The organism is Streptomyces sp. NPDC058773 (assembly GCF_042746015.1).
Classification (GTDB): Bacteria; Actinomycetota; Actinomycetes; order Streptomycetales; family Streptomycetaceae; genus Streptomyces.
The window spans coordinates 212343-232719 of sequence record NZ_JBHYPE010000008.1 but is presented as its reverse complement, the minus strand read 5'-3'; the positions used below and the strand labels follow the sequence as shown (position 1 = coordinate 232719).

At 71.8% G+C, this 20377-nt stretch carries 14 protein-coding genes; 5 read left to right on the top strand and 9 right to left on the bottom strand.

Translation table 11 applies throughout. The features are described 5' to 3' along the window. Nucleotides 1-84: 84 nt before the first annotated feature. From ACFW5B_RS10530 to ACFW5B_RS10520, 3 genes are all read right to left on the bottom strand, one after another. On the bottom strand, nt 85-1545 hold the full coding sequence (locus ACFW5B_RS10530; protein ID WP_386436298.1) for an aldehyde dehydrogenase family protein: 1461 nt from the start codon (nt 1543-1545) through the stop codon (nt 85-87). 367 nt (nt 1546-1912) lie between these two features. Continuing rightward, the gene (locus ACFW5B_RS10525) at nt 1913-3583 is read right to left on the bottom strand and encodes a PucR family transcriptional regulator (protein WP_386436295.1); all 1671 of its coding nucleotides are present in this window, start codon (nt 3581-3583) and stop codon (nt 1913-1915) included. A gap of 267 nt (nt 3584-3850) precedes the next feature. Further along, nucleotides 3851-6061: an ATP-binding protein gene (locus ACFW5B_RS10520; RefSeq protein WP_386436292.1), complete on the bottom strand. Its 2211-nt coding sequence runs from the start codon at nt 6059-6061 to the stop codon at nt 3851-3853. Between the two features lie 276 nt (nt 6062-6337). Between ACFW5B_RS10520 and gabT the strand changes: the two genes are divergently transcribed. Together gabT and ACFW5B_RS10510 are read left to right on the top strand one after the other, a co-directional pair. Continuing rightward, entirely contained in the window at nt 6338-7687 is a 1350-nt protein-coding gene (gene gabT / locus ACFW5B_RS10515; protein WP_386436289.1) for a 4-aminobutyrate--2-oxoglutarate transaminase, read from the top strand. 689 nt (nt 7688-8376) lie between these two features. Next, nucleotides 8377-9033 carry a phosphatase PAP2 family protein gene (locus ACFW5B_RS10510; protein WP_386436286.1) on the top strand — a complete coding sequence of 219 codons (657 nt, stop codon included), beginning with the start codon at nt 8377-8379 and terminating at the stop codon, nt 9031-9033. A gap of 48 nt (nt 9034-9081) precedes the next feature. On the opposite strand, the gene ACFW5B_RS10505 is transcribed toward ACFW5B_RS10510, so the two are convergent. The 6 genes from ACFW5B_RS10505 to ACFW5B_RS10480 all read right to left on the bottom strand — a co-directional run bounded on the left by ACFW5B_RS10505 (nt 9082) and on the right by ACFW5B_RS10480 (nt 16427). Further along, nucleotides 9082-10500 carry an NAD(P)/FAD-dependent oxidoreductase gene (locus ACFW5B_RS10505; RefSeq protein WP_386436283.1) on the bottom strand — a complete coding sequence of 473 codons (1419 nt, stop codon included), beginning with the start codon at nt 10498-10500 and terminating at the stop codon, nt 9082-9084. A gap of 5 nt (nt 10501-10505) precedes the next feature. Beyond that, a complete protein-coding gene (locus ACFW5B_RS10500; RefSeq protein ID WP_386436280.1) occupies nt 10506-11363 on the bottom strand; it encodes an ABC transporter permease in 858 nt (285 codons plus the stop codon). Further along, nucleotides 11363-12301, bottom strand: a complete 939-nt coding sequence (locus ACFW5B_RS10495) for an ABC transporter permease (RefSeq protein ID WP_386436277.1) — start codon at nt 12299-12301, stop codon at nt 11363-11365. Before ACFW5B_RS10495 ends, ACFW5B_RS10500 begins: the two co-directional genes overlap by 1 nt. Further along, nucleotides 12298-13461 carry an ABC transporter ATP-binding protein gene (locus tag ACFW5B_RS10490; RefSeq protein WP_386436274.1) on the bottom strand — a complete coding sequence of 388 codons (1164 nt, stop codon included), beginning with the start codon at nt 13459-13461 and terminating at the stop codon, nt 12298-12300. Before ACFW5B_RS10490 ends, ACFW5B_RS10495 begins: the two co-directional genes overlap by 4 nt. A 55-nt stretch (nt 13462-13516) precedes the next feature. After that, a complete protein-coding gene (locus ACFW5B_RS10485) occupies nt 13517-14764 on the bottom strand; it encodes a PotD/PotF family extracellular solute-binding protein (protein ID WP_386436271.1) in 1248 nt (415 codons plus the stop codon). Nucleotides 14765-14909: 145 nt separating this feature from the next. Continuing rightward, nucleotides 14910-16427, bottom strand: coding sequence for a gamma-aminobutyraldehyde dehydrogenase (locus tag ACFW5B_RS10480; protein ID WP_386436268.1), 1518 nt, complete (start codon nt 16425-16427; stop codon nt 14910-14912). 202 nt (nt 16428-16629) lie between these two features. On the opposite strand from ACFW5B_RS10480, the gene ACFW5B_RS10475 reads away from it, so the two are divergent. The 3 genes from ACFW5B_RS10475 to ACFW5B_RS10465 all read left to right on the top strand — a co-directional run bounded on the left by ACFW5B_RS10475 (nt 16630) and on the right by ACFW5B_RS10465 (nt 20326). Continuing rightward, nucleotides 16630-17259, top strand: a complete 630-nt coding sequence (locus tag ACFW5B_RS10475; protein WP_386436265.1) for an NADAR family protein — start codon at nt 16630-16632, stop codon at nt 17257-17259. A 105-nt stretch (nt 17260-17364) separates the two neighbouring features. Continuing rightward, nucleotides 17365-18441 (top strand): adenosine deaminase, encoded by a 1077-nt coding sequence (locus ACFW5B_RS10470; RefSeq protein WP_386436262.1) that lies wholly within the window; start codon nt 17365-17367, stop codon nt 18439-18441. Between the two features lie 640 nt (nt 18442-19081). Then, complete coding sequence (locus ACFW5B_RS10465; protein ID WP_386436259.1) at nt 19082-20326, top strand: FAD-dependent oxidoreductase; 1245 nt, start codon at nt 19082-19084, stop codon at nt 20324-20326. Nucleotides 20327-20377 lie beyond the last annotated feature (51 nt).

Here is a 20377-nt window from a genome sequence, read left to right as displayed (position 1 = left end):
GCGCCGGGCGCCGGCCGGGGCCCGGACGGCGGTCCGGCCCAAGGAATGGCCGCCGCTGTCCACCGGTCCGGGCCGGGCCGGTCGTTACAGGTTCAGGCCGGTGAGGACCAGCACCCGCTCGTAGGTGTAGTCGTCCATCGCGAAGCGCACGCCCTCGCGGCCCACACCGGACTGCTTGACGCCGCCGTAGGGCATCTGGTCGGCGCGGTAGGACGGCACGTCGCCGAGGATCACGCCGCCGACCTCCAGCGCGCGGTGGGCGCGGAAGGCGGTCTGCACGTCGTGGGTGAACACCCCGGCCTGGAGGCCGAACTTGGAGTCGTTGACGGCCGCGAAGGCCTCGGCCTCCCCGTCGACCTTCGTGAGCGTGAGCACCGGGCCGAAGACCTCTTCGCAGGCGAGGGTGGCGTCGGCGGGCACGTTCTCCAGCACGGTCGGCGCGTAGGAGGCGCCGTCGCGCTTGCCGCCCGCGAGCAGCTTCGCGCCGCGCTCGACGGCCTCGTCCACCCAGGACTCGACGCGCTTGGCGGCGTTCTCGTCGACCAGCGGGCCGACCTCGGTCGCGTCGTCCGACGGGTCGCCGGTGACCTGCGCCCCGACGGCCGCCACGATCTTCGGCACCAGCCGGTCGTACACCGACGCGTCCGCGATGACCCGCTGCACCGAGATGCAGGACTGGCCGCCCTGGTAGTTGGAGAAGGTGGCGATGCGCTGCGCCGCCCAGTCCAGGTCCGCCTCGGAGGACCAGTCGGGCAGGACGACGGCCGCGCCGTTGCCGCCGAGCTCCAGGGTGCAGTGCTTGCGCGGCACCGAGTCGAGGATGGCGTAGCCGACCTTCTCGGAGCCGGTGAAGGAGACCACCGGCAGCCGCTCGTCCTGGACCAGCGCCGGCATCCGGTCGTTGGGCACCGGGAGGATCGACCAGGAGCCGGCCGGCAGTTCGGTCTCGGCCAGCAGCTCGCCGATGAGCAGACCGGAGAGCGGGGTGGCCGGGGCCGGCTTGAGGATGATCGGGACGCCGGCCGCGATGGCCGGGGCGACCTTGTGGGCGCAGAGGTTGAGCGGGAAGTTGAACGGGGCGATGCCCAGGACCGTGCCGCGCGGGAAGCGGCGGGTCAGCGCGAGCCGGCCGGCGCCGCCCGCGTCGGTGTCCAGGCGCTGCGCCTCGCCGCCGTTGAAGCGGCGGGCCTCCTCGGCGGCGAACCGGAACACGGAGACGGCGCGGCCGACCTCGCCGCGCGCCCACTTCATGGGCTTGCCGTTCTCCGCGGAGATCAGCCGGGCGATCTCCTCCGTACGCTCCACCAGCCGGCGGTGCACATGGTCCAGGGCGGCGGCGCGCACATGCGCGGGGGTCGCGGCGAGCTCGTCCTGGACCGCGACGGAGGCGGCGACGGCCTCCTCGACCTGGGCCTCGGTGGGGACGCTCACCGTGCCGACGAGACGTCCGTCCCAGGGGGAGGTGACATCGAAGGTGGCCTCGCCGGTGGCCTCGCGGCCGGCGAGCCAGAAGGCGGTGGGGGCTGCATCAGTGGGGATCGGCACAGTGGAACCCGGCCCTTCAGACGTGGTGGGTGGTGCGCAAGGCTCAGGGAGCGGCTCTGCGGTTTTGACTCTGGGACCACGGTAGGGGTGCGACGCCGTAGTGGCGTTTGTCCGAAGCGTAGAAATCACCGCGCTCGCCTCTCCGTGGTGGAGGGGGCATCGGGGGGAGCCGGGGTGCGGGGGCGCGAGCGCGCCGTGGCGCCCCCGCACCGCGCTCCTACGGCCTCCATCTGCGCGGACCGAGCCGGGCAGGGCCCGCCGCGGAACGAACCGGGGCGGCGGGCCCCGGAGTGCCACCTGCACGGAAAGAGCGGGGGCGGCGCCCGCCGGGCTGCCACGTGCAGAAACCGAGCCGGGCGGGCCGCCCTCACTCCCCCTGCGGCGCCGAGGTCGCCTTCAACGCGAGCCACAGCTCCATCCGCACGTCCGCGTCGTCCAGCGAGCGTCCCAGGATCTCCTCCACCCGCCGCATCCGGTAGCGCAGGGTGTGGCGGTGCACTCCCAGGTCGGCGGCGGCCGCGTCCCACTGGCCGTGCCGGGCGAGCCAGGCGCGCAGCGAGGCCACCAGGTCGCCGCGGCCGGTCGCGTCGTGCTCGCGCAGCGCCCGCAGCAGCCCGTCCGCGAACGCGCGGACCGCGTCGTCGGCGAGCAGCGGCAGCACCGAACCGGCCGCCACGTCCTCGTGCTCGACCAGCGCCCGGCCGCGCCGGCGCGCCACCGACAGCGCCTGTTCGGCCTGCCGGTAGGCGTTCGCCGCGGCCGTCGGCCCGGTCGGCGCGGACAGCCCGACGGCCAGCCCCTGGCCGTGGCGCCCCGTCGTCCCCTGGCCTGGGCCCGCCGTCGCCCGCCCCGCCCGGCCCCGCGCCCGCGGCTGGGTGCCGGCCCGTGCCTCGGCCTCGGCGGCGTACGCGGCGCAGGCGTCCGCGGCCGCCCCGCCGTCGGTGACCAGCGCGACCAGCCGGCCGCCCCCCGGCACGGCCAGCACCGCTTCACCTGTCCTCGCGGCCGCCGAGTCCATCGCGTCGGCGAGCCCGTCGAGCACCCCCGCGGCCCCGACGCCCGACGCCACCCCGGACGACGGCTCGTCGCCGGTCACCGGCTCGGCCACCACCACCCGGAACGGTGCGTCCAGCAGCCCGCCGTAGAGCCGCCCGGCCACCGCCCGCGCATGGTCCGGCTCCCCCGCGAGCAGCATCTTCAGCACCGCGTCGCCCAGCCGCTGCTCGGCGTCCTGGAGCGCCCGGGACCGCTCGGTGGTCAAGGTGAGCAGCGCGACCGCGGAGTGCACGGCATAGCGCTCGGCGGTGCCGGGCGGCGCCCCGGTCCCGACCGCGAGCACCCCGCGGGCCCGGCGTCCGGTGCCCAGCGACTGGAGCTCGACCCGGTCGTCGCCGTCGGTGTCACTGACGACCGCGCTGGCGGGGGCGGGCCGCTCCCGCAGCCGCGCGACGTCATCGGCCAGCCGGGCGGCGCGGCGGGCGGCCCAGTCGGGGGCGGCGGCCACCACCGTGCCGGAGGCGTCGTAGAGCGCGGCCCAGCCGTCCAGATGCGCCGCGAGCCGGGCCAGCAGCTCGGCCGGTCCCTCGGTGCCGAGCGCCGCCCGGGTCAGCTCCCGCTGCGCCTCGAACCCCGCCGTCACCGCGCGGTACTGGTCGGCCGCGACGGCCGCCGACACCGCCTTGCTGATCGCGATGAACGGCGTCCGGCGCGGCACCCCGAGCAGCGGCAGTCCCTGTTCCCGGGCCGCGTCGACCAGCGCCCGCGGCACCTCCTCATAATTGACCCCGGCCGCGAACCCCAGCCCGACGACCCCGGCCTCCGCGATCCGCCGCACATACCGCCGGGTCGCCTCCCGGTCCTCCGCGTCCAGCTTGAGCGCCGTGATCAGCAGCAGCTCCCCGCCCTCCATGTACGGCACCGGGTCGATCAGCTCGCTGGCATGCGCCCAGCGCACCGGCGCGTCCAGCCGCTCCTCGCCCGCGAGCACGGTCAGCTTGAGCGCGGTGTGGTTGACCAGGGAAGCCAGGGTGTGCGGCATGGGACCTTCATGACGTCGACGACTGCGAGGGACGACCGAACGACAACCGGCCACGAACCGGCCGCTGCCCGCCCGACACCCGATTGTTTACGCCGCCTCGTATGAACGGCCAGTGCCGATTCTGCCTCAACGGAGGAATCGAGAGGAATGGAAGGGATCCCATGCTTCCGGGCCCGGCGGCCGCGCCGGGCCCGTCGGCCCCGTCGGCCGCCCCTGCACCCACCCGTGCAGGCGCGCAGGGGGCGTGCCCGTCTCTCCCCGCCGCCCTCAGGACCGCAGATCCACCAGCACCGGCGGAGCGTGCTCCCCCGCCACCGACGTCACGGACAGCACGGCATGCCCCGGCGGCACCGAATTCGCGAGATCCGAGGCCGACCAGCGCTCCCGCTCGACGGTGCGGACGGTGACGGCTTTGGCGGTGGCGGCCTTGCCGGTGACCAGCTGGCGCACCATGTGGAACGCCTTCCCCGCGGCGCTCTCCGCGATGATCTGCCGGTCGGTCACATCGCGGGTCTCCACCCACTCCTTGCCCCATACCTCGGCGAACCGTGCGCCGTCCCAGGTCGTGACGCCTGCGAACGCCATCCGGCAGCCGACCGCACCGAGCAGCCCGCCGCGCAGCGCGTCGGGGACCTCGTCCAGGGAACGCAGGGTCAGCACCGCGCCGGCGTTCGCCGAGCGCAGCCGCTGCAGCCCGCGCAGGGCCTCGGCAGTGATGGTGTGCGCGGCCTCGTCGATGACGAGGCAGGCGAACAGCGAGCGGTCGCCGCGGGCCACCGCGCACTCGGTGAACTGCGCCAGGACCAGCCGGGCGAGAATCCGTGAGGCCTCCGCATGCCCGCGCTCCGGCAGTTCGATCCGGACCCGCAGGGGGTGGTCGAGGGACCGGAGCGAGACCTGGCGGGTGTTTCCCGTGGGGTCGAAGAAGGCGGCGAAGGCGGGCCGGTCGAGCAGCGCGATGCGGTCGGCGAGCAGTACGGCGACATCACCGGCGCGGTCCGACTGGCGTGCGCGGGCGTCCAGTTCGCGCAGCAGGGTGTGGGCGCCGGTGTCCTCCAGGGCGGTGCGCAGCGCGGCCATCGCCCGGGGCGCGCCGTCCAGCAGTTCCCGTAGCTCGGGCACCGTGGGGAAGCGGTCGTGGACGGCCCGGAAGGGGCCGAGCACCTGGGACAGCGCGGTCGCGGCGCGCCGGCTGTCACCTCCGGGCAGTTGCTCCGCGAGGTCACCGACCAGTGCCTCGGCGAGAATCCCGGACGCCTCGTCGGGGTCGGTGGTGCCCCCGTACAGGTCGAGATCGCACTCCGGGTCCGGACGGCCGACCCTGACCACCACATCGAACGCGTCATCCGGTCCGAGGTCCGGTCCCGCCGGGCCCACGGCGATCACCGCGCACTGCCCGGCGAGCGCCTGGAGGCACATCGATTCCACGACCGGCTTGACCACGCGGGTGGTCTTGCCGCTTCCGGCCGGGCCCACGGCCAGCAGCGAGGTGCCCAGCACCGCGGGCGACAGCGCACTTCCCGCTCCGCGGTGCTGGTACGGGTTCCGCGGGTGTTCGGCGGCGGTGCCGATCCGGACCTGACGGGCGAGCAGGTCGTGGTGGGCGGCCCTGCGGGTCAGATCACGCCGCCCGGAGGGGTGCGCACATGCCGCAGCGCCATGACGGAGCACGGTGTCGGTGAAGGACGCGAGGGAGTTCGCGCCGGACCGCACCGACTGCCAGGCGCGGTCGATCCTGGCCACGTCGACATCGTTCATCCGGCCGGCCCGCGCCTCGGCGGCGAGCTTGTCGGCGGCGTCCGGGGCGCCATGGGTACGCAGTTCGGGCCAGAGCGCGCGGTCGGCGGCGGGCTCGGGCCTGGGGACCGGCGCGTCCTTGCGGCGGAAGACGGGGAGCACGTACCGGCGGAGCAGTTCCGTCCACCGGCCGAGGCGGCCGAAGACGATCACCAGGCCGAGGATCCACAGGCCATAGTAGATGCGGGAGGCGATGGCGTAGGCCATCCGGTCGCCCGATGTCGCCCCGAGCACCCAGGAGTCGGGGAAGAGGACCGCCATGGGCCAGGCCCAGTACGGCCCGAGGTAGTTGTTCCACAACAGCGACCACAGCAGCCAGCCGCACAGGAACGAGATCACCGCGCCGATGATCAGCTGGCGTCCGGGAACCCGGTCGGGTTCTTCGGCCGGACGGGGCCGGTGGCCGTATGCCCAGATCCCGGGTGCGGCAGCGGGGCGCGGGGTGCGCAGCCAGCCCAGCAGCGGCGGTTCGGCGGCGGAGCCGGTGGGCGCGGTGCCCGGGGACGTGGCAGCCGCCGCCGGGAAGGCGGGCGGGACAGCGGGTGGCGGCGGGGTGTTCGGCGGCGCGGCCGGTGGGGCGGGAGGTGCCGCGGGACGCGGCACGGTGGGTTCGGGTCGGTGCGCTCCGCCGGACGGCTGGGGAGCGGTGTGCTGTGCGTCGTGCGTGCCCTCGGTGTCCATCCGGTGCCCCTTGTCCCCCTTGAGCCGTGGCCTGCTGCGTCGTGGTGCGGCGGCCGGGGCGGCCGGCCGCGTTGCCATTGTCATGCCCGCGCTGGCGTCCGCCCGTTGCCGGGCGGGCCGCCGTTCAATCTACTGGCCGTGGGCCGCGGCTATGTCCGGTGCGGACAACGCAACACGCGCACTTCTCCCGAACGGAACATGCCAGACCCGCCCGGCCGCCCCTAGCCTGCGAGAACAACACCTCTGTAGGTCCCGTTCCACCCCCAGGAGACTGCCATGACCGAACTGTCCGGAGGCCCCGCCCTCGCCCAGGAGCGTCGCGTCGTCACTGCGATCCCCGGCCCGAAGTCGCAGGAGCTGTGGGCCCGTAAGCAGGCCACGGTGGCCGCTGGTGTCGGCGCCGTGCTGCCCGTATTCGTGAAGCGCGCGGGCGGTGGCGTCCTGGAGGACGTGGACGGCAACTCCCTGATCGACTTCGGCTCGGGCATCGCGGTGACCTCGGTCGGCAACAGCGCCGAGGCCGTCGTCCGCCGGGCCACCGCGCAGCTCGAGGCCTTCACCCACACCTGCGCCATGGTGGCGCCGTACGAGCCGTACATCGAGGTCTGTGAGCAGCTGGCCGAGCTGACGCCGGGCGACCACGCGAAGAAGTCGGCGCTGTTCAACTCCGGTGCGGAGGCCGTCGAGAACGCCGTCAAGATCGCCCGTGTGCACACCAAGCGCCAGGCGGTCGTCGTCTTCGACCACGGCTACCACGGCCGGACGAACCTCACGATGGCGCTCACGTCCAAGAACATGCCGTACAAGCAGGGCTTCGGCCCGTTCGCGCCCGAGGTCTACCGCGTCCCGGTGGCCTACCCCTACCGCTGGCTGACCGGCCCGGAGAACTGTGCGCAGGAGGCCGCCGACCAGGCGATCTCTCAGATCACCAAGCAGATCGGCGCGGAGAACGTCGCGGCGATCATCATCGAGCCGGTGCTGGGTGAGGGCGGCTTCATCGAGCCGGCCAAGGGCTTCCTCCCGGCGATCGCCAACTTCGCCAAGGAGAACGGCATCGTCTTCGTCGCGGACGAGATCCAGTCCGGCTTCTGCCGTACGGGCCAGTGGTTCGCGTGTGAGGACGAGGGCATCGTCCCGGACCTGATCACGACGGCGAAGGGCATCGCGGGCGGTCTGCCGCTGGCCGCGGTCACCGGCCGCGCGGAGATCATGGACGCGGCGCACGCGGGCGGCCTGGGCGGTACCTACGGCGGCAACCCGGTGGCCTGCGCCGCGGCGCTCGGTTCCATCGAGACCATGCGCGAGCAGGACCTGAACGCCAAGGCCCGCCGGATCGGCGAGGTCATGAAGGCCCGGCTGAACGCCCTCGCCGAGAAGTACGACATCGTCGGCGAGGTCCGCGGCCGCGGCGCGATGATCGCGATCGAGCTGGTCAAGTCCGGTTCGAAGGAGCCGAACCCGGAGGCCACCGCCGCGCTGGCCAAGGCCTGCCACCAGGAGGGCCTGCTGGTCCTGACGACCGGCACGTACGGCAATGTGCTGCGCTTCCTGCCGCCGCTGGTCATCGGCGAGGACCTGCTGAACGAGGGTCTGGACATCCTGGAGGGCGCCTTCACCGCGCTCTGAGCGGCGTCCCGCCCCGTACAACCCCCGCCTCCGCAGTCCGCGGTCCGCGGTCCGCGGGAGGAACCTCGGCCACGGCCCGGGGCACGATTCATGTCGTGCCCCGGGCCGTGGCGCGTTCCGGACGCGCTCCGTGCCGGCCGCCCCCCCCGGCCGGGCCTCGGGCATGCCTTCACCCTCTCCCGCTGCCTGTCCCCCTCCCACCCCTCCTGTCCGCATTTCTGCACTCATTTCCGTATGGACGCGCGTAGCTGGAGACATGGCGTGAAGAAGATGTGCGGGGGCCATGGCGGCCGGGTGATGCGGCTGTCCGGTGCGCTCCCCGTGCCGTACGGTTTCTGCAGATGAGAGAAACACCCCGCTCGCAGGGGACTGCGGGCGACGCCCGGTCGGCGCTTCCCCGGCTCCGATCAGGCCGTGCCCTCGCGCACAACACCGGAACCCCCGGTTCCGGGAATCCTCACCGATCGGATGTCCGCCCGCCCCATACCCCCCGGGGCGCGCGGGACACCGGTCAACGCGGCCGCCTCGGAACCACCCCCCCTGTTCCGAGGCGGCCGACCCTTTTTCCGGGCACCCCCGGGGCCCCTGACCCCTCCGGTGCCCCTGACTCTTCTGACTGCCCTGGCTCCCCCGGCCCGTACGGGCGCGGCTCCCGGCGCCGCTCACCGTGGTGGATCTGTTCCGCCGCTGTGCTGCTCTTCGCCGCGCTCACCTGGCAGGTGGCGGTCCACGGTGCGCTGCGCACCCTCGACGAACGGCTCGGGCGCGCCCTGACCGCCGGTGAACTCCCCGGCGGGCCCGCCGAGTTCTGTGCCGATCTCGGCAACACGACCGTGGCGCTGCCGGTGTTGTGCGTGGTCATGCTGTGGGCCGGGGGGCGCGGGTGGCGTACCGGGAGGCAGCGGGAGTCCGACGGCGGTGGGCCGGTGCGCTGGTGGCTGCCGCCGCTCGCCGCCGGCCTCGCGTTGGCGGTGGTGCCCGCGCTGGTCGTCCCGCTCAAGCTGTGGCTCGCCCGGCCGGGTCCGGCGCGGATGGCGGGCGGTGCGCACGACGGCTTCTATCCGTCGGGCCATGCGGCGACGGCGGCGGTGGCGTACGGCGTGGCCGCGCTGCTGGTGCTCCGCACCGGGCGGGGGACACGGGCGGACCGCCCGTCCGCCCGGCTGTTCGGGCCGGCGGTCGTGGCCGCGGTCGCGCTGCTCGAAGCCGCCGTGGGTCTCGGTCTGGTGCGCCGGGGCTATCACTGGCCGCTGGACGTGCTCGGCAGCTGGTGCCTGGCCGGGGCGCTGCTCGCGGTGTGGTGTGCGGTGTGCGACCGGTGGTCGGGGGCGGGGCCTGGGTCCTGAGGGCCACACGGGGCGAACGGCTCCCGACCGCCCGCCCCCGACCGCACATCAGCTGTCGAAGCCCAGCCCCACCTTGTCCATGGCCTTCAGCCACAGATTGCGGCGGCCGCCTCGGGTGTCGGCCTGGGTCATCGACCACTGGGTGATGCCGATGCCGGCCCAGCGCAGTGGCTCGGGTGGGAACGGCAGCGGCTTGCTGCGGACCATTTCCAGCTGCGTACGCTCGGTGCGCTCGCCGGACAGCAGGTCGAGCATGACGTCGGCGCCGAAGCGGGTCGCCCCCACGCCGAGGCCGGTGTAGCCGGCGGCGTAGGCGACCCGGCCGGCGTGTGCGGTGCCGAAGAACGCGGAGAAGCGGGAGCAGGTGTCGATGGCGCCGCCCCAGGCGTGGGTGAAGCGCAGCCCCTCCAGTTGCGGGAAGCAGCGGAAGAAGTGCCGGGCGAGCTTCTCGTAGGTGGCCGGGTGGTGGTCGAACTCGGCCCGGACGCCGCCTCCGTAGCGGTAGACGATGTCGTAGCCGCCCCACAGGATGCGGTTGTCGGCGGTGATACGGAAGTAGTGGAAGTGGTTGTTGGAGTCCGAGAGGCCCTGGCGGTTCTTCCAGCCGATGGCGTCGAGTTGTTCCGCCGAGAGCGGCTCGGTCATCAGGGCGTGGTCATAGACCGGGACGATGTACGGGCGTACCCGCTTGACCAGGGACGGGAAGGCGTTGGTGCCGAGCGCGATCTGGCGGGCGAAGACCCGGCCGTAGGGGGTGCGGACGGCCATGCCTGCACCGTCGGAGGCGAGGCCGGTGGCGGGGGTGCGCTCGTAGATGCGGACGCCGAGGCCGAGGCAGGCCTGCTTCAGGCCCCAGGCGAGCCGGGCCGGGTTGAGCATGGCGACGCCGTCGCGGTCCCAGAGTCCGGCGCGGAAGGTCGGCGAGTCGACCTGGGCGCGCAGCTCGTCCTCGTCGAGGAAGGTGTGCCGGTCCAGGCCGAGCCCGGCGGCGTCCTCGGCGAACTCCTTGAGTTCGGCGACCTGGTGGGGCTCGGTGGCGATGTCGATCTCACCGGTGCGCTCGAAGGCGCAGTCGATGTCGTAGCGGGCGACGGCCTCCTCGATGGCGTCGAGGTTGCGGATGCCGAGCGCTTCGAGGGTGGCGAGTTCGCCGGGCCAGCGGGCCAGGCCGTTGCCGAGGCCATGGGTGAGGGAGGCGGCGCAGAAGCCGCCGTTGCGCCCGGAGGCGGCCCAGCCGATCTCGGCGCCCTCGACCAGGACGACCTCGCGGCGGGGGTCGCGTTCCTTGGCGATCAGTGCGGTCCACAGGCCCGAGTAGCCGCCGCCGACGACGAGCAGATCGCAGGTCTCGTCGCCGACGAGGGCGGGGCGGGCGGCCGGCCGGTCCGGGTCGGTCAGCCAGAAGGGGGTGGGTTCGGCATCCGCGAGCGCATGTGCGGCGGACGGGGTCATGGCAGCTCGTGCCATGGTTCTCAGCTCCTTTTGCTCCTCTTGCGGCGGGCCCCGGCCAGCTGGCCGACGACTACACACACCACGGCGACCAGGAACATCGCCGTGCCGATGACGTTGATCTGAACGGGCGTGCCCCGCTGCGCCGAGCCCCAGACGAACATGGGGAAGGTCACGGTGGAGCCCGCGTTGAAGTTGGTGATGATGAAGTCGTCGAAGGACAGGGCGAAGGACAGCAGCGCGCCGGATGCGATGCCGGGGGCGGCGATCGGCAGCGTCACCCGCAGGAAGGTCTGGAAGGGCGAGGCGTAGAGGTCCTGCGCGGCCTGCTCCAGCCGCGGGTCCATGCTCATCACCCGGGCCTTGACGGCGGTGACGACGAAGCTCAGGCAGAACATGATGTGCGCGATGAGGATCGTCCAGAAGCCGAACCGGATGCCCATGTTGAGGAACAGGGTCGCCAGCGAGGCGGCCATGACGACCTCGGGCATCGCCATCGGCAGGAAGATCAGGGTGTTGACGCCGGCCCGGGCGCGGAAGCGGTAGCGGGCCAGCGCGAACGCGATCATGGTGCCGAGGACGGTCGCGCCGACCGTGGCCCACAGCGCGAGCTGCAGGCTCAGGCCCAGTGATCCGCACAGGTCGGCGACGCCGCACGGGTCGCGCCAGGCGTCCGTGGAGAAGCGCTGCCACTGGTAGTTGAAGCGGCCGTTGGGCTTGTTGAAGGAGAAGACCAGCACCACGAGGTTGGGCAGGATCAGATAGCCCAGTGTGGCGAGGCCGGCGAGCGTGACGATGTTGCGGCGCAGCCAGCGCAGGCCCCGGTTCGGCGTGCGGGCCGCGGGGGCCGCGGAGTCTTTCGTGGTCTCGTGGACGGCCATCAGACCAGGTCCTCCGTCCCCGACTTGCGGATGTAGAGCGTGACCATGGCGAGGATGGCCGCCATGAGGATGAAGGAGAGGGCGGCGGCGGTCGGGTAGTCCAGGACCCGCAGGAACTGCGACTGGATGACGTTGCCGATCATCTTCTGGTCGGTGGAGCCCAGCAGTTCGGCGTTGATGTAGTCACCGGCGGCCGGGATGAAGGTGAGCAGGGTGCCGGCGACGACACCGGGCATCGACAGCGGGAAGGTCACCCGGCGGAAAGTGGTGGACGGCCGGGCGTAGAGGTCCCCGGCGGCCTCGTGCAGCCGCGGGTCGATGCGCTCCAGCGAGGTGTAGAGCGGCAGCACCATGAACGGCAGGAAGTTGTAGGTCAGTCCGCAGACCACCGCGAGCGGGGTGGCCAGCACCCGCTGCCCCTCGGTGAGCCCCAGCCAGCTGGTGACGTCCAGAACGTGCAGCGAGTTCAGCAGGCCGACGACCGGACCGCCGTCGGCCAGGATCGTCTTCCAGGCGAGCGTACGGATCAGGAAGCTGGTGAAGAACGGCGCGATGACCAGGATCATCACGACATTCCGCCAGCGTCCGGCCTTGAAGGCGATGAGGTAGGCCAGCGGGTAGCCGAGCAGCAGGCAGAGCGCGGTGGCGGTGGCGGCGTAGCCCACGGAGCGGACGAACTGCGGCCAGTATTCACCGAGCGCGTCCCAGTACGTCGCGAAGTGCCAGGTGACCTTGAAGCCCTCTTCGAGGGAGCCGGTCTGGACCGAGGTCGACGCCTGGTAGACGAGCGGGGCGGCGAAGAAGACGATCAGCCAGAGGATGCCGGGCAGCAGCAGCCAGTAGGGGACGAGCCGTTTGCGGGCGGGGGACTTGCGCACCTCCAGGGGTGCCGTCCCGGCCTCTCCGTCCGGTGGTGCGGGCGTCTCGGTGGTGGTCACGCGGCCTCCTCGTCGAGGTCCGCGCCGGCCTGGATGTCCTGGGCGGCGTCCAGGCCGAAGGTGTGCGCGGGGTTCCAGTGCAGGACGATGTCCGCGCCGGGGACGAGGCGCCCGTCGCGCTCGACGTTCTGCTCGTAGACGGCGAGTTCGCCCAGGCCGGGCACGTCGACGACGTACTGGGTGGAGACGCCGATGAAGCCGGCGTCCTTGATGCGGCCGGTCAGCCGGTTGCGTCCGTCGGCGACCGTGTCGGCGTCGTCGGCGTGTGTCAGGGAGACCTTTTCGGGTCGTATCCCGGCCAGCACCTTCTCGCCCTTGCGGGCCGTGGCCCGACACCGGTCGGCGGGCAGCCGCAGTGTGGTGTCCGCGGCCTTGAGCAGCAGCTCGTCGCCGCCGGCCGCGGTGACCTCGGCCGCGATGAGGTTGGAGGTGCCGAGGAAGTTGGCGACGAAGGTGGTGCCGGGGTTCTCGTAGAGGTCGGCGGGGGCACCGAGTTGCTCGACCCGGCCTCCGTTCATCACGGCCACGGTGTCGGCCATCGTCATGGCCTCCTCCTGGTCGTGGGTGACGTGCACGAAGGTGATGCCGACCTCGGTCTGGATGCGCTTGAGCTCCAGCTGCATCTGGCGGCGCAGCTTGAGGTCGAGGGCGCCGAGCGGCTCGTCGAGCAGCAGCACCTGGGGGTGGTTGATCAGCGCGCGGGCGACCGCGACGCGCTGCTGCTGGCCGCCGGAGAGCTGCTGCGGCTTGCGGCGCGCCATCGGGCCGAGCTGGACCAGGTCCAGCATCTCCTCCACCTGCTTCTTCACGGACTTGATGCCGCGGCGGCGGAGGCCGAAGGCGACGTTCTCGTAGATGTCCAGGTGCGGGAAGAGCGCGTAGTTCTGGAAGACGGTGTTGACCTGGCGCTTGTAGGGCGGCAGAACGGTGACGTCCTGGCCCGACAGTTCGACGGTGCCGGTGGTCGGCTCCTCCAGTCCGGCGATCATCCGCAGCGTGGTGGTCTTGCCGCAGCCCGAGGCGCCCAGGAGCGCGAAGAAGGAGCCCGCGGGGACGGTCAGATCGAGCGGATGGACGGCGGTGAAGGAGCCGTAGGTCTTGCTTATCCCGTGGAGGCGGACGTCGCCGCCGCTGCTCTGGGGGGTCGCGGTGTGGGTCATGTCGGTCGTCCCGTGGGTCGGAGGGCGAAGCGGCTCGGGCGGGCCCGGTGGGGGTTCAGGCTCCGGTGAGGTCGGAGAACTTCTGGGTGAACGCCTTGTTCTCCTTGGCGGACAGCGCGCGGAAGGAGTGTGACCGCTCGGCCATCTCCTTGTCCGGAATGATCAGCGGGTTCTCGGCCGCCTTCTTGTCGATTTTGGCGAGCTCCTCGCGTACGCCTTCCACGGGACAGACGTAGTTGATGTACGCCGCGACCTTCGCCGCCACCTTGGGCTCGTAGAAGTAGTCGATGAGCCGTTCGGCGTTCTGCTTGTGGCGGGCCTTGTTCGGCACCATGAGGTTGTCGCTGGACGTCATGTAGCCGGACTTGGGGATGGCGAAGGCGATGTCCGGGTTGTCGTTCTGGAGCTGGACGACGTCGCCCGCCCAGGCCACACAGGCGGCGAGGTCGCCCTTGTCCAGGTCGGTGGTGTAGTCGTTGCCGGTGAAGCGGCGGATCTGCTTGGAGTCGACGCCCTTCTGGAGCCGGGCGAGGGCCGCGTCGTAGTCGTCCGCGGTGACGTCCTCGGGCCGCTTGCCCATGTCCAGCAGGGTCAGCCCGACGCTGTCGCGCATCTCGGAGAGGAAGCCGACCCGGCCCTTGAGCTTGGGGTCCTCCAGCAGCTGGCTGACCGAATCGACCTTCCGGCCGCCGGTGGCCTTCTTGTTGTAGGCGATGATCGCCGGGATGCCCTGCCAGGGGTAGGAGTGCGCACGGCCGGGGTCCCAGGCGGGGCTGCGGAACTGCGGGGAGAGATGGGCGTAGGCGTGCGGCAGGTTGGCCGGGTCCAGCGACTCGATCCAGCCGAGGGAGATCATCCGTGCGCACATCCAGTCGGTGAGCACGATCAGATCCCGGCCGGTGTCCTGGCCCGCCGCGAGCTGGGCCTGGATCTTGCCGAAGAACTCGTCGTTGTCGTTGATGTCCTCGGTGTATTTGACCGCGATGCCGGTGCGCTTGGTGAAGTGCTCCAGCGTCGGCCGGTGCTTGCCGTCGTCGCTGACGTCCATGTACTCGGTCCAGTTGGAGAAGTTGATCCGCTTCTCCGCCCTGGAGTGGTCCGTGGAACGGCCGGCGTCCGTCCGGCCCGCGGGCGGGATGCCGCAGGCCGACAGGGCACCGAGGCCGCCGACGGTGGCCGCCACGGCGCCGCCCGCACGCAGCAGGGAGCGGCGGGTCATGGCGAGCCGGCCGTCGGTCATGCTGCGGCGCACGGCGGCGAGTTCGACCGGGGACAGGGGTTCGGGCTGCTGGTGGTGCTCCATGCGCAGTGCCCTTTCAGGGGGTGAGCCCGGCTTTCGGCCGGTGGTGACGATGCCGCGCGGCACTGGCCGCTGGGTGGGGCCCGTGGTGGGGGTGGGGCCGGTGGGGGGCTCGGTGGTGCTCGGTGGTGCTCGCCGGGGACGTCCCTTACGGGCGGTCCCCGAAGATCGTGCGGTGCCAGTCCTTGCGCGCCACCCCGGTGTTGTCGTACATGACGTGCTTGACCTGGGTGTACTCGTCGAAGGAGTAGGCCGACATGTCCTTGCCGAAACCGGATGCCTTGGCGCCGCCGTGCGGCATCTCGCTGATGATCGGGATGTGGTCGTTGACCCAGACGCAGCCCGCGTTGATCTCGCGGGCGGCGCGGCCGGTGCGGTAGACGTCCCGGCTCCAGGCGGAGGCGGCCAGCCCGTAGGGGGTGTCGTTGGCCAGCGCGATGCCCTCGTCGTCGCTGTCGAAGGGCAGCACGACCAGCACCGGCCCGAAGATCTCGGACTGCACGACCTCGCTGTCCTGCGCGGCCCCGGCGATCAGCGTCGGCCGGTAGTAGGCGCCCTTGGCGAGCTCGCCGCCTGGGGCCTCACCGCCGGTGACGACGGTGGCGTAGTCGCGCGCCCGGTCGACGAAGCCGGCCACCCGGTCGCGCTGGGTGTGCGAGATCAGCGGGCCCAGGTCGGTGGACGGGTCGAAGGGGTCGCCGAGCCGTACGGTCGCCATCAGGTCGGCGACGCCGCTGACGAAGGCGTCGTACAGCGGGCGCTGGACATAGGCGCGGGTGGCGGCGGTGCAGTCCTGGCCGGTGTTGATCAGCGCGCCGGCGACCGCGCCATGGACGGCGGCCTCCAGATCCGCGTCGTCGAAGACGACGAACGGGGCCTTGCCGCCGAGTTCGAGGTGCAGCCGCTTGACCGTACCGGTGGCGATCTCGGCGACGCGCTTGCCGACGGCCGTCGACCCGGTGAAGGAGGTCATCGCGACGGAGGGGTGGCCGACCAGGCGCTCACCGGCGTCCCGGCCCGCGCCGGAAACGATGTTGAGCACCCCGTCGGGCAGCCCGGCGCGCTGGGCGGCCTGGGCGAAGAGCAGCGAGGTGAACGGGGTGATCTCGGCGGGCTTCAGGACGATGGTGTTGCCCGCGGCGATGGCCGGCAGCACCTTCCAGGCGGCCATCTGGAGCGGGTAGTTCCACGGTGCGATGGAGCCGACGACGCCGATCGGTTCGCGGCGGATGACGGAGGTGTGGTCGGCGCTGTACTCGCCGGCGGCCTTGCCCTCCAGGTGCCGGGCGGCGCCGGCGAAGAAGGCGGCGTTGTCGATCGAGCCCGGTACGTCGAACTCGGCACTGAGCTTGATCGGCTTGCCGCAGTTCAGCGATTCCGCGTAGGCGAGATCACCGGCGTCCTCGGCGAGTACGGCGGCGAAGCGGTGCAGCGCGTCGGAGCGCTCGCCCGGGGTGGCGCCGCCCCACTCGGGGAACGCCTCCCGGGCGGCCTCCACGGCCGCGTCGATGTCCGCCGTCCCCGCGAGTTCGTAGGAGTACACCGTCTCGCCGGTCGCCGGGTCCACGACGTCCTGGGTACGGCCGGAGGTGCCGCCGCGGAGACTGCCCGCGATGAATTGCGCGCCCTCGGCGAACCGCTCGGTGACATCGAATCGGTGATCCATGGTGCTCTCCTCCGCCGGGCGCCCGGGGCCGCTCAGCGGCTCTGTCTGGCGTAGCTATTTCCGGATTCGATGGCCGATCTTGACAGAGGAGAAGAGCCTCAACAAGGGATTCCGTTGTTGCCTTTTGGTTACGCGACGGATTACGCGATTTCACCCTCGGGGCCCCCGACACGTTGTCGGTGCCCGCTGTCAGAATCCCGGCATGATGCACGGCAGCACGGGGATCACCACGGGGGAGGCGGCCGGGCGCGCCGCGGACGGGCCGCGCTCGGTCGACGAGCTACGGCGGGCGACCGCCGCCGGGAAGCACGTGAAGTACGTCCAGTTCTGGGGCCACGGCCCGCGCCGCGACGGCAGCCTCGGCGCGAGCTGCTTCAGTCAGTGGTGGCCCGCCCCCTTCACGGTCGACGGCGTCCGGTACGCCACCGCGGAGCACTGGATGATGGCCGGCAAGGCCCGGCTGTTCGGCGACGCGGAGGCCGAGCAGCAGGCGCTCGCGGCGCGCCACCCCAAGCAGGCCAAGGACGCCGGGCGCCGGGTTCGCGGCTTCGACGACGAGACCTGGCAGCAACACCGCTTCGAGCTGGTCGTCGAGGGCGGCGTCCACAAATTCGGCCAGGACGCCGCGCTGCGGGCGTACCTGCTCGGCACGGGGTCCCGGGTGCTGGTGGAGGCCAGCCCGCTGGACCGGATATGGGGCATCGGCCTGGCCGCCGATGACGACCGGGCCGCGGACCCGGCGCGCTGGCGCGGGCTGAACCTGCTGGGCTTCGCGCTGATGGCGGCCCGGCAGCGACTGCGGGAGACGGACGGCACGGAGCCGGTCCGGTAGCGGGCTGCGGGAGACGGACGGCACGGGGACGTAAGACCGAGTCGTGCGGCCGGTGAGGGCGCGGTCCGCACACCCGCCCCCGCGGCCCCCCGGACGGCGCATAGCATGGCCGGGCCGCCGTTCCGCGCACCCCGCGCACGCTGTGACCAGGAGGAACCGTTGTCCGATCTCGATGCCTTCATCGCGGGCCTGCCCAAGGCGGAGCTGCACGTCCACCACGTCGGATCGGCCTCACCGCGCATCGTCTCCGAACTGGCGGCGCGGCACCCCGACTCCGCCGTCCCCACCGACCCCGAAGCGCTCGCCGACTTCTTCACCTTCCGCGACTTCGCGCACTTCATCGAGGTCTATCTCTCCGTCGTGGACCTGATCCGCGACGCCGAGGACATCCGGCTGCTGACGTACGAGGTCGCCCGGGACATGGCACGGCAGCAGATCCGCTACGCCGAGCTGACCGTCACCCCGTTCAGCTCGACCCGCCGCGGTATCCCCGACGCCGCGTTCGTCGAGGCCATCGAGGACGCCCGGAAGGCGGCGGAGGCGGAGCTGGGCGTGGTGCTGCGCTGGTGCTTCGACATCCCCGGTGAGGCGGGGCTGGAGGCCGCCGAGGAGACCGCCCGGATCGCCTGCGGTCTGCAGCCCGAGGGCCTGGTCTCGTTCGGTCTCGGCGGCCCGGAGATCGGGGTGCCGCGCCCGCAGTTCAAGCCGTACTTCGACCGGGCCCGCGCGGCCGGTCTGCACTCCGTACCGCACGCCGGGGAGACCACCGGCCCCGGCACGATCTGGGACGCCCTCAACGACCTGGGCGCCGAGCGCATCGGCCACGGCACCAGCGCCACCCAGGACCCCCGGCTACTGGCCCATCTCGCCGAGCACCGCATCCCGCTGGAGGTCTGCCCCACCTCCAACATCGCCACCCGCGCGGTGCGCACCCTGGAGGAGCACCCGCTCAAGGAGATGGTCGCGGCGGGCGTGCCGGTCACCATCAACAGCGACGACCCGCCGATGTTCGGCACGGACCTCAACACCGAATACGCCGTCGCCGCCCGGCTGCTGGAGCTGGACGCCGAGGGCGTGGCCGCCCTCGCCAGGAACGCCGTCGACGCCTCCTTCATGGACGGCGCCGCCAAGGCGAAGCTGACGGCCGAGATCGACAGCTACGCCGCGTCCTGGCGGGGCTAGCGAAACGGGCCGTGGCGCCCTGACGCCCGCCGCCCCTCCTCCCTGCGCCACGGCCGGCGGGGCCACCAGGGTTGCCCATACGTCGTGCCGCCAACCGGGTTTGCCCCTACGCCGTGCCACACACGCACTGGAGCACCAGTGCGTCCGGCGCACGGCAACCTTGCATCAGCTCAACGCACCGCCTGTTGAGTCGAGTTCACACGTGCCACGGAACAGGGCGCGGATCACTGCAGCCAGGCGCGGCGAACTGGAAGCCAGCTCTTCCGGCTCAATCGACCGCCGTTGAATCGAAACCGACGAAGCTTCCTGGAAGCGCTCTCGAAGCCAATGAAGCAGGCGTCCGGGCGCAGCCTTGAAAGGCATCAGCCTACCCAGGTCGGAACTCCGGCCGACCGGCAGAAACGGTTTCCGTTCGATGCAACACAGCGGGAATCCCTTCCTTGGCTCGGCATAGGAGAAGTACGCACAGAGCCACAATACGGCGCCAGTTGGACACGCGTGTCCGGAAGGTGACGAGGCATGTCGCTTCCATGCATCGCCCCGGGATGCCGTGTTCGGGAAGCCTTATCTCCGTGGTTGGCCCGGCCGACCTTTCGCAACGGCAGGCACGTGAACGCACTTAGGGCTCCCGGAGGAATCCATGGCGAAGGCTGAGCGCATCGATGCTGTAGTGGTCGGCGGCGGCATCGCCGGATCGGCCCTGGCGGCGGCGCTGGCGGGGGACGGATACGAGGTTCTGCTTCTCGAACGGCAGACCGTCTACCGCGACAAGGTCCGCGGGGAGGTGGTCAATTGCTGGGGCGTGGCCGAACTGCGACAGCTTGGTCTGGAGCAGGCCCTGCTGGAGGCCGGCGGCACCTTCGTGAACCGCTTCGTCGGCTTCGACGAGACGGTCGACCCGGAAACCGCCCGAGAGAATGCGCTGCACCTGGACGAGATGCTCCCGGAAATACCCGGAGTTCTGGATGTAGGGCACCCCGAAGCCTGCGAAGCGCTGGCCACCGCCGCCGAAAAGGCCGGCGCGACCGTCGTTCGCGGTGTAGGTGAAGTGAACGTGACCGCCGGGCCGAACCCGAGCGTCCGTTACGAACTCGACGACATGGAATACGAAGTCCCGTGCCGCATTGTTGTCGGCGCCGACGGCCGGATGTCGACCGTACGCCGCCAGCTGGACATCGCACTCACGCAGACTTCGCCGAATTCATTGGGCGGCGGAATGCTGGTCGAAGACCTGCAGGACTGGCCGGTCAACGTCACATCGATCGGCACCGAGGGCGACCTGCTCTACTTCGTTTTCCCACGTGATGGCGCCCGGGCACGGCTCTATATTCTGCACGGCGTCGATCAGAAGGGGCGCTTTTCCGGGCCCACCCGACAGGCGGACTTCCTGAAGGCCTTTCAGTTCCGGTGCATACCCGGCAGCGACATGTTTGCCTCGGCCACGCCCTCCCGGTCCTGCGCGTTCTACCCGATGAACGACGCCTGGGCCGCCACCCCCTTCGCCCCGGGCGCGGTGCTGGTGGGCGACGCCGCTGGGTGGAGCGACCCGGTCGTCGGGCAGGGGCTGTCCATTGCGCTGCGGGATGCCCGCTCGGTCTGGGAAACGCTGCGATCCCACCACTCCTGGACGCCAGAGGCGTTCGAGGCGTACGCCGCGGAGCGCGCGGTACGCATGCACCGCATCCGTATCTCCGGGTCGGTGCGCACCACGATGCAGATGACGTTCACCCCTGAAGGCAGGGCTCGCCGCAAGGCCTATGCCAAGGCGATGCAGGCCGACCCGATTCTGGCCGGCTCGCGGATGGCGACTTTCAAGGGCCCGGATCAGGTTCCCCCGGAGTCCTTCGACCCGGGTGTCATCAAGCGTCTCTTCGCCCTCCAGTAGACAGCGGCACCCCACCGGGGGCGCAGAGCGATCGAGCACACCAGGCCCGCC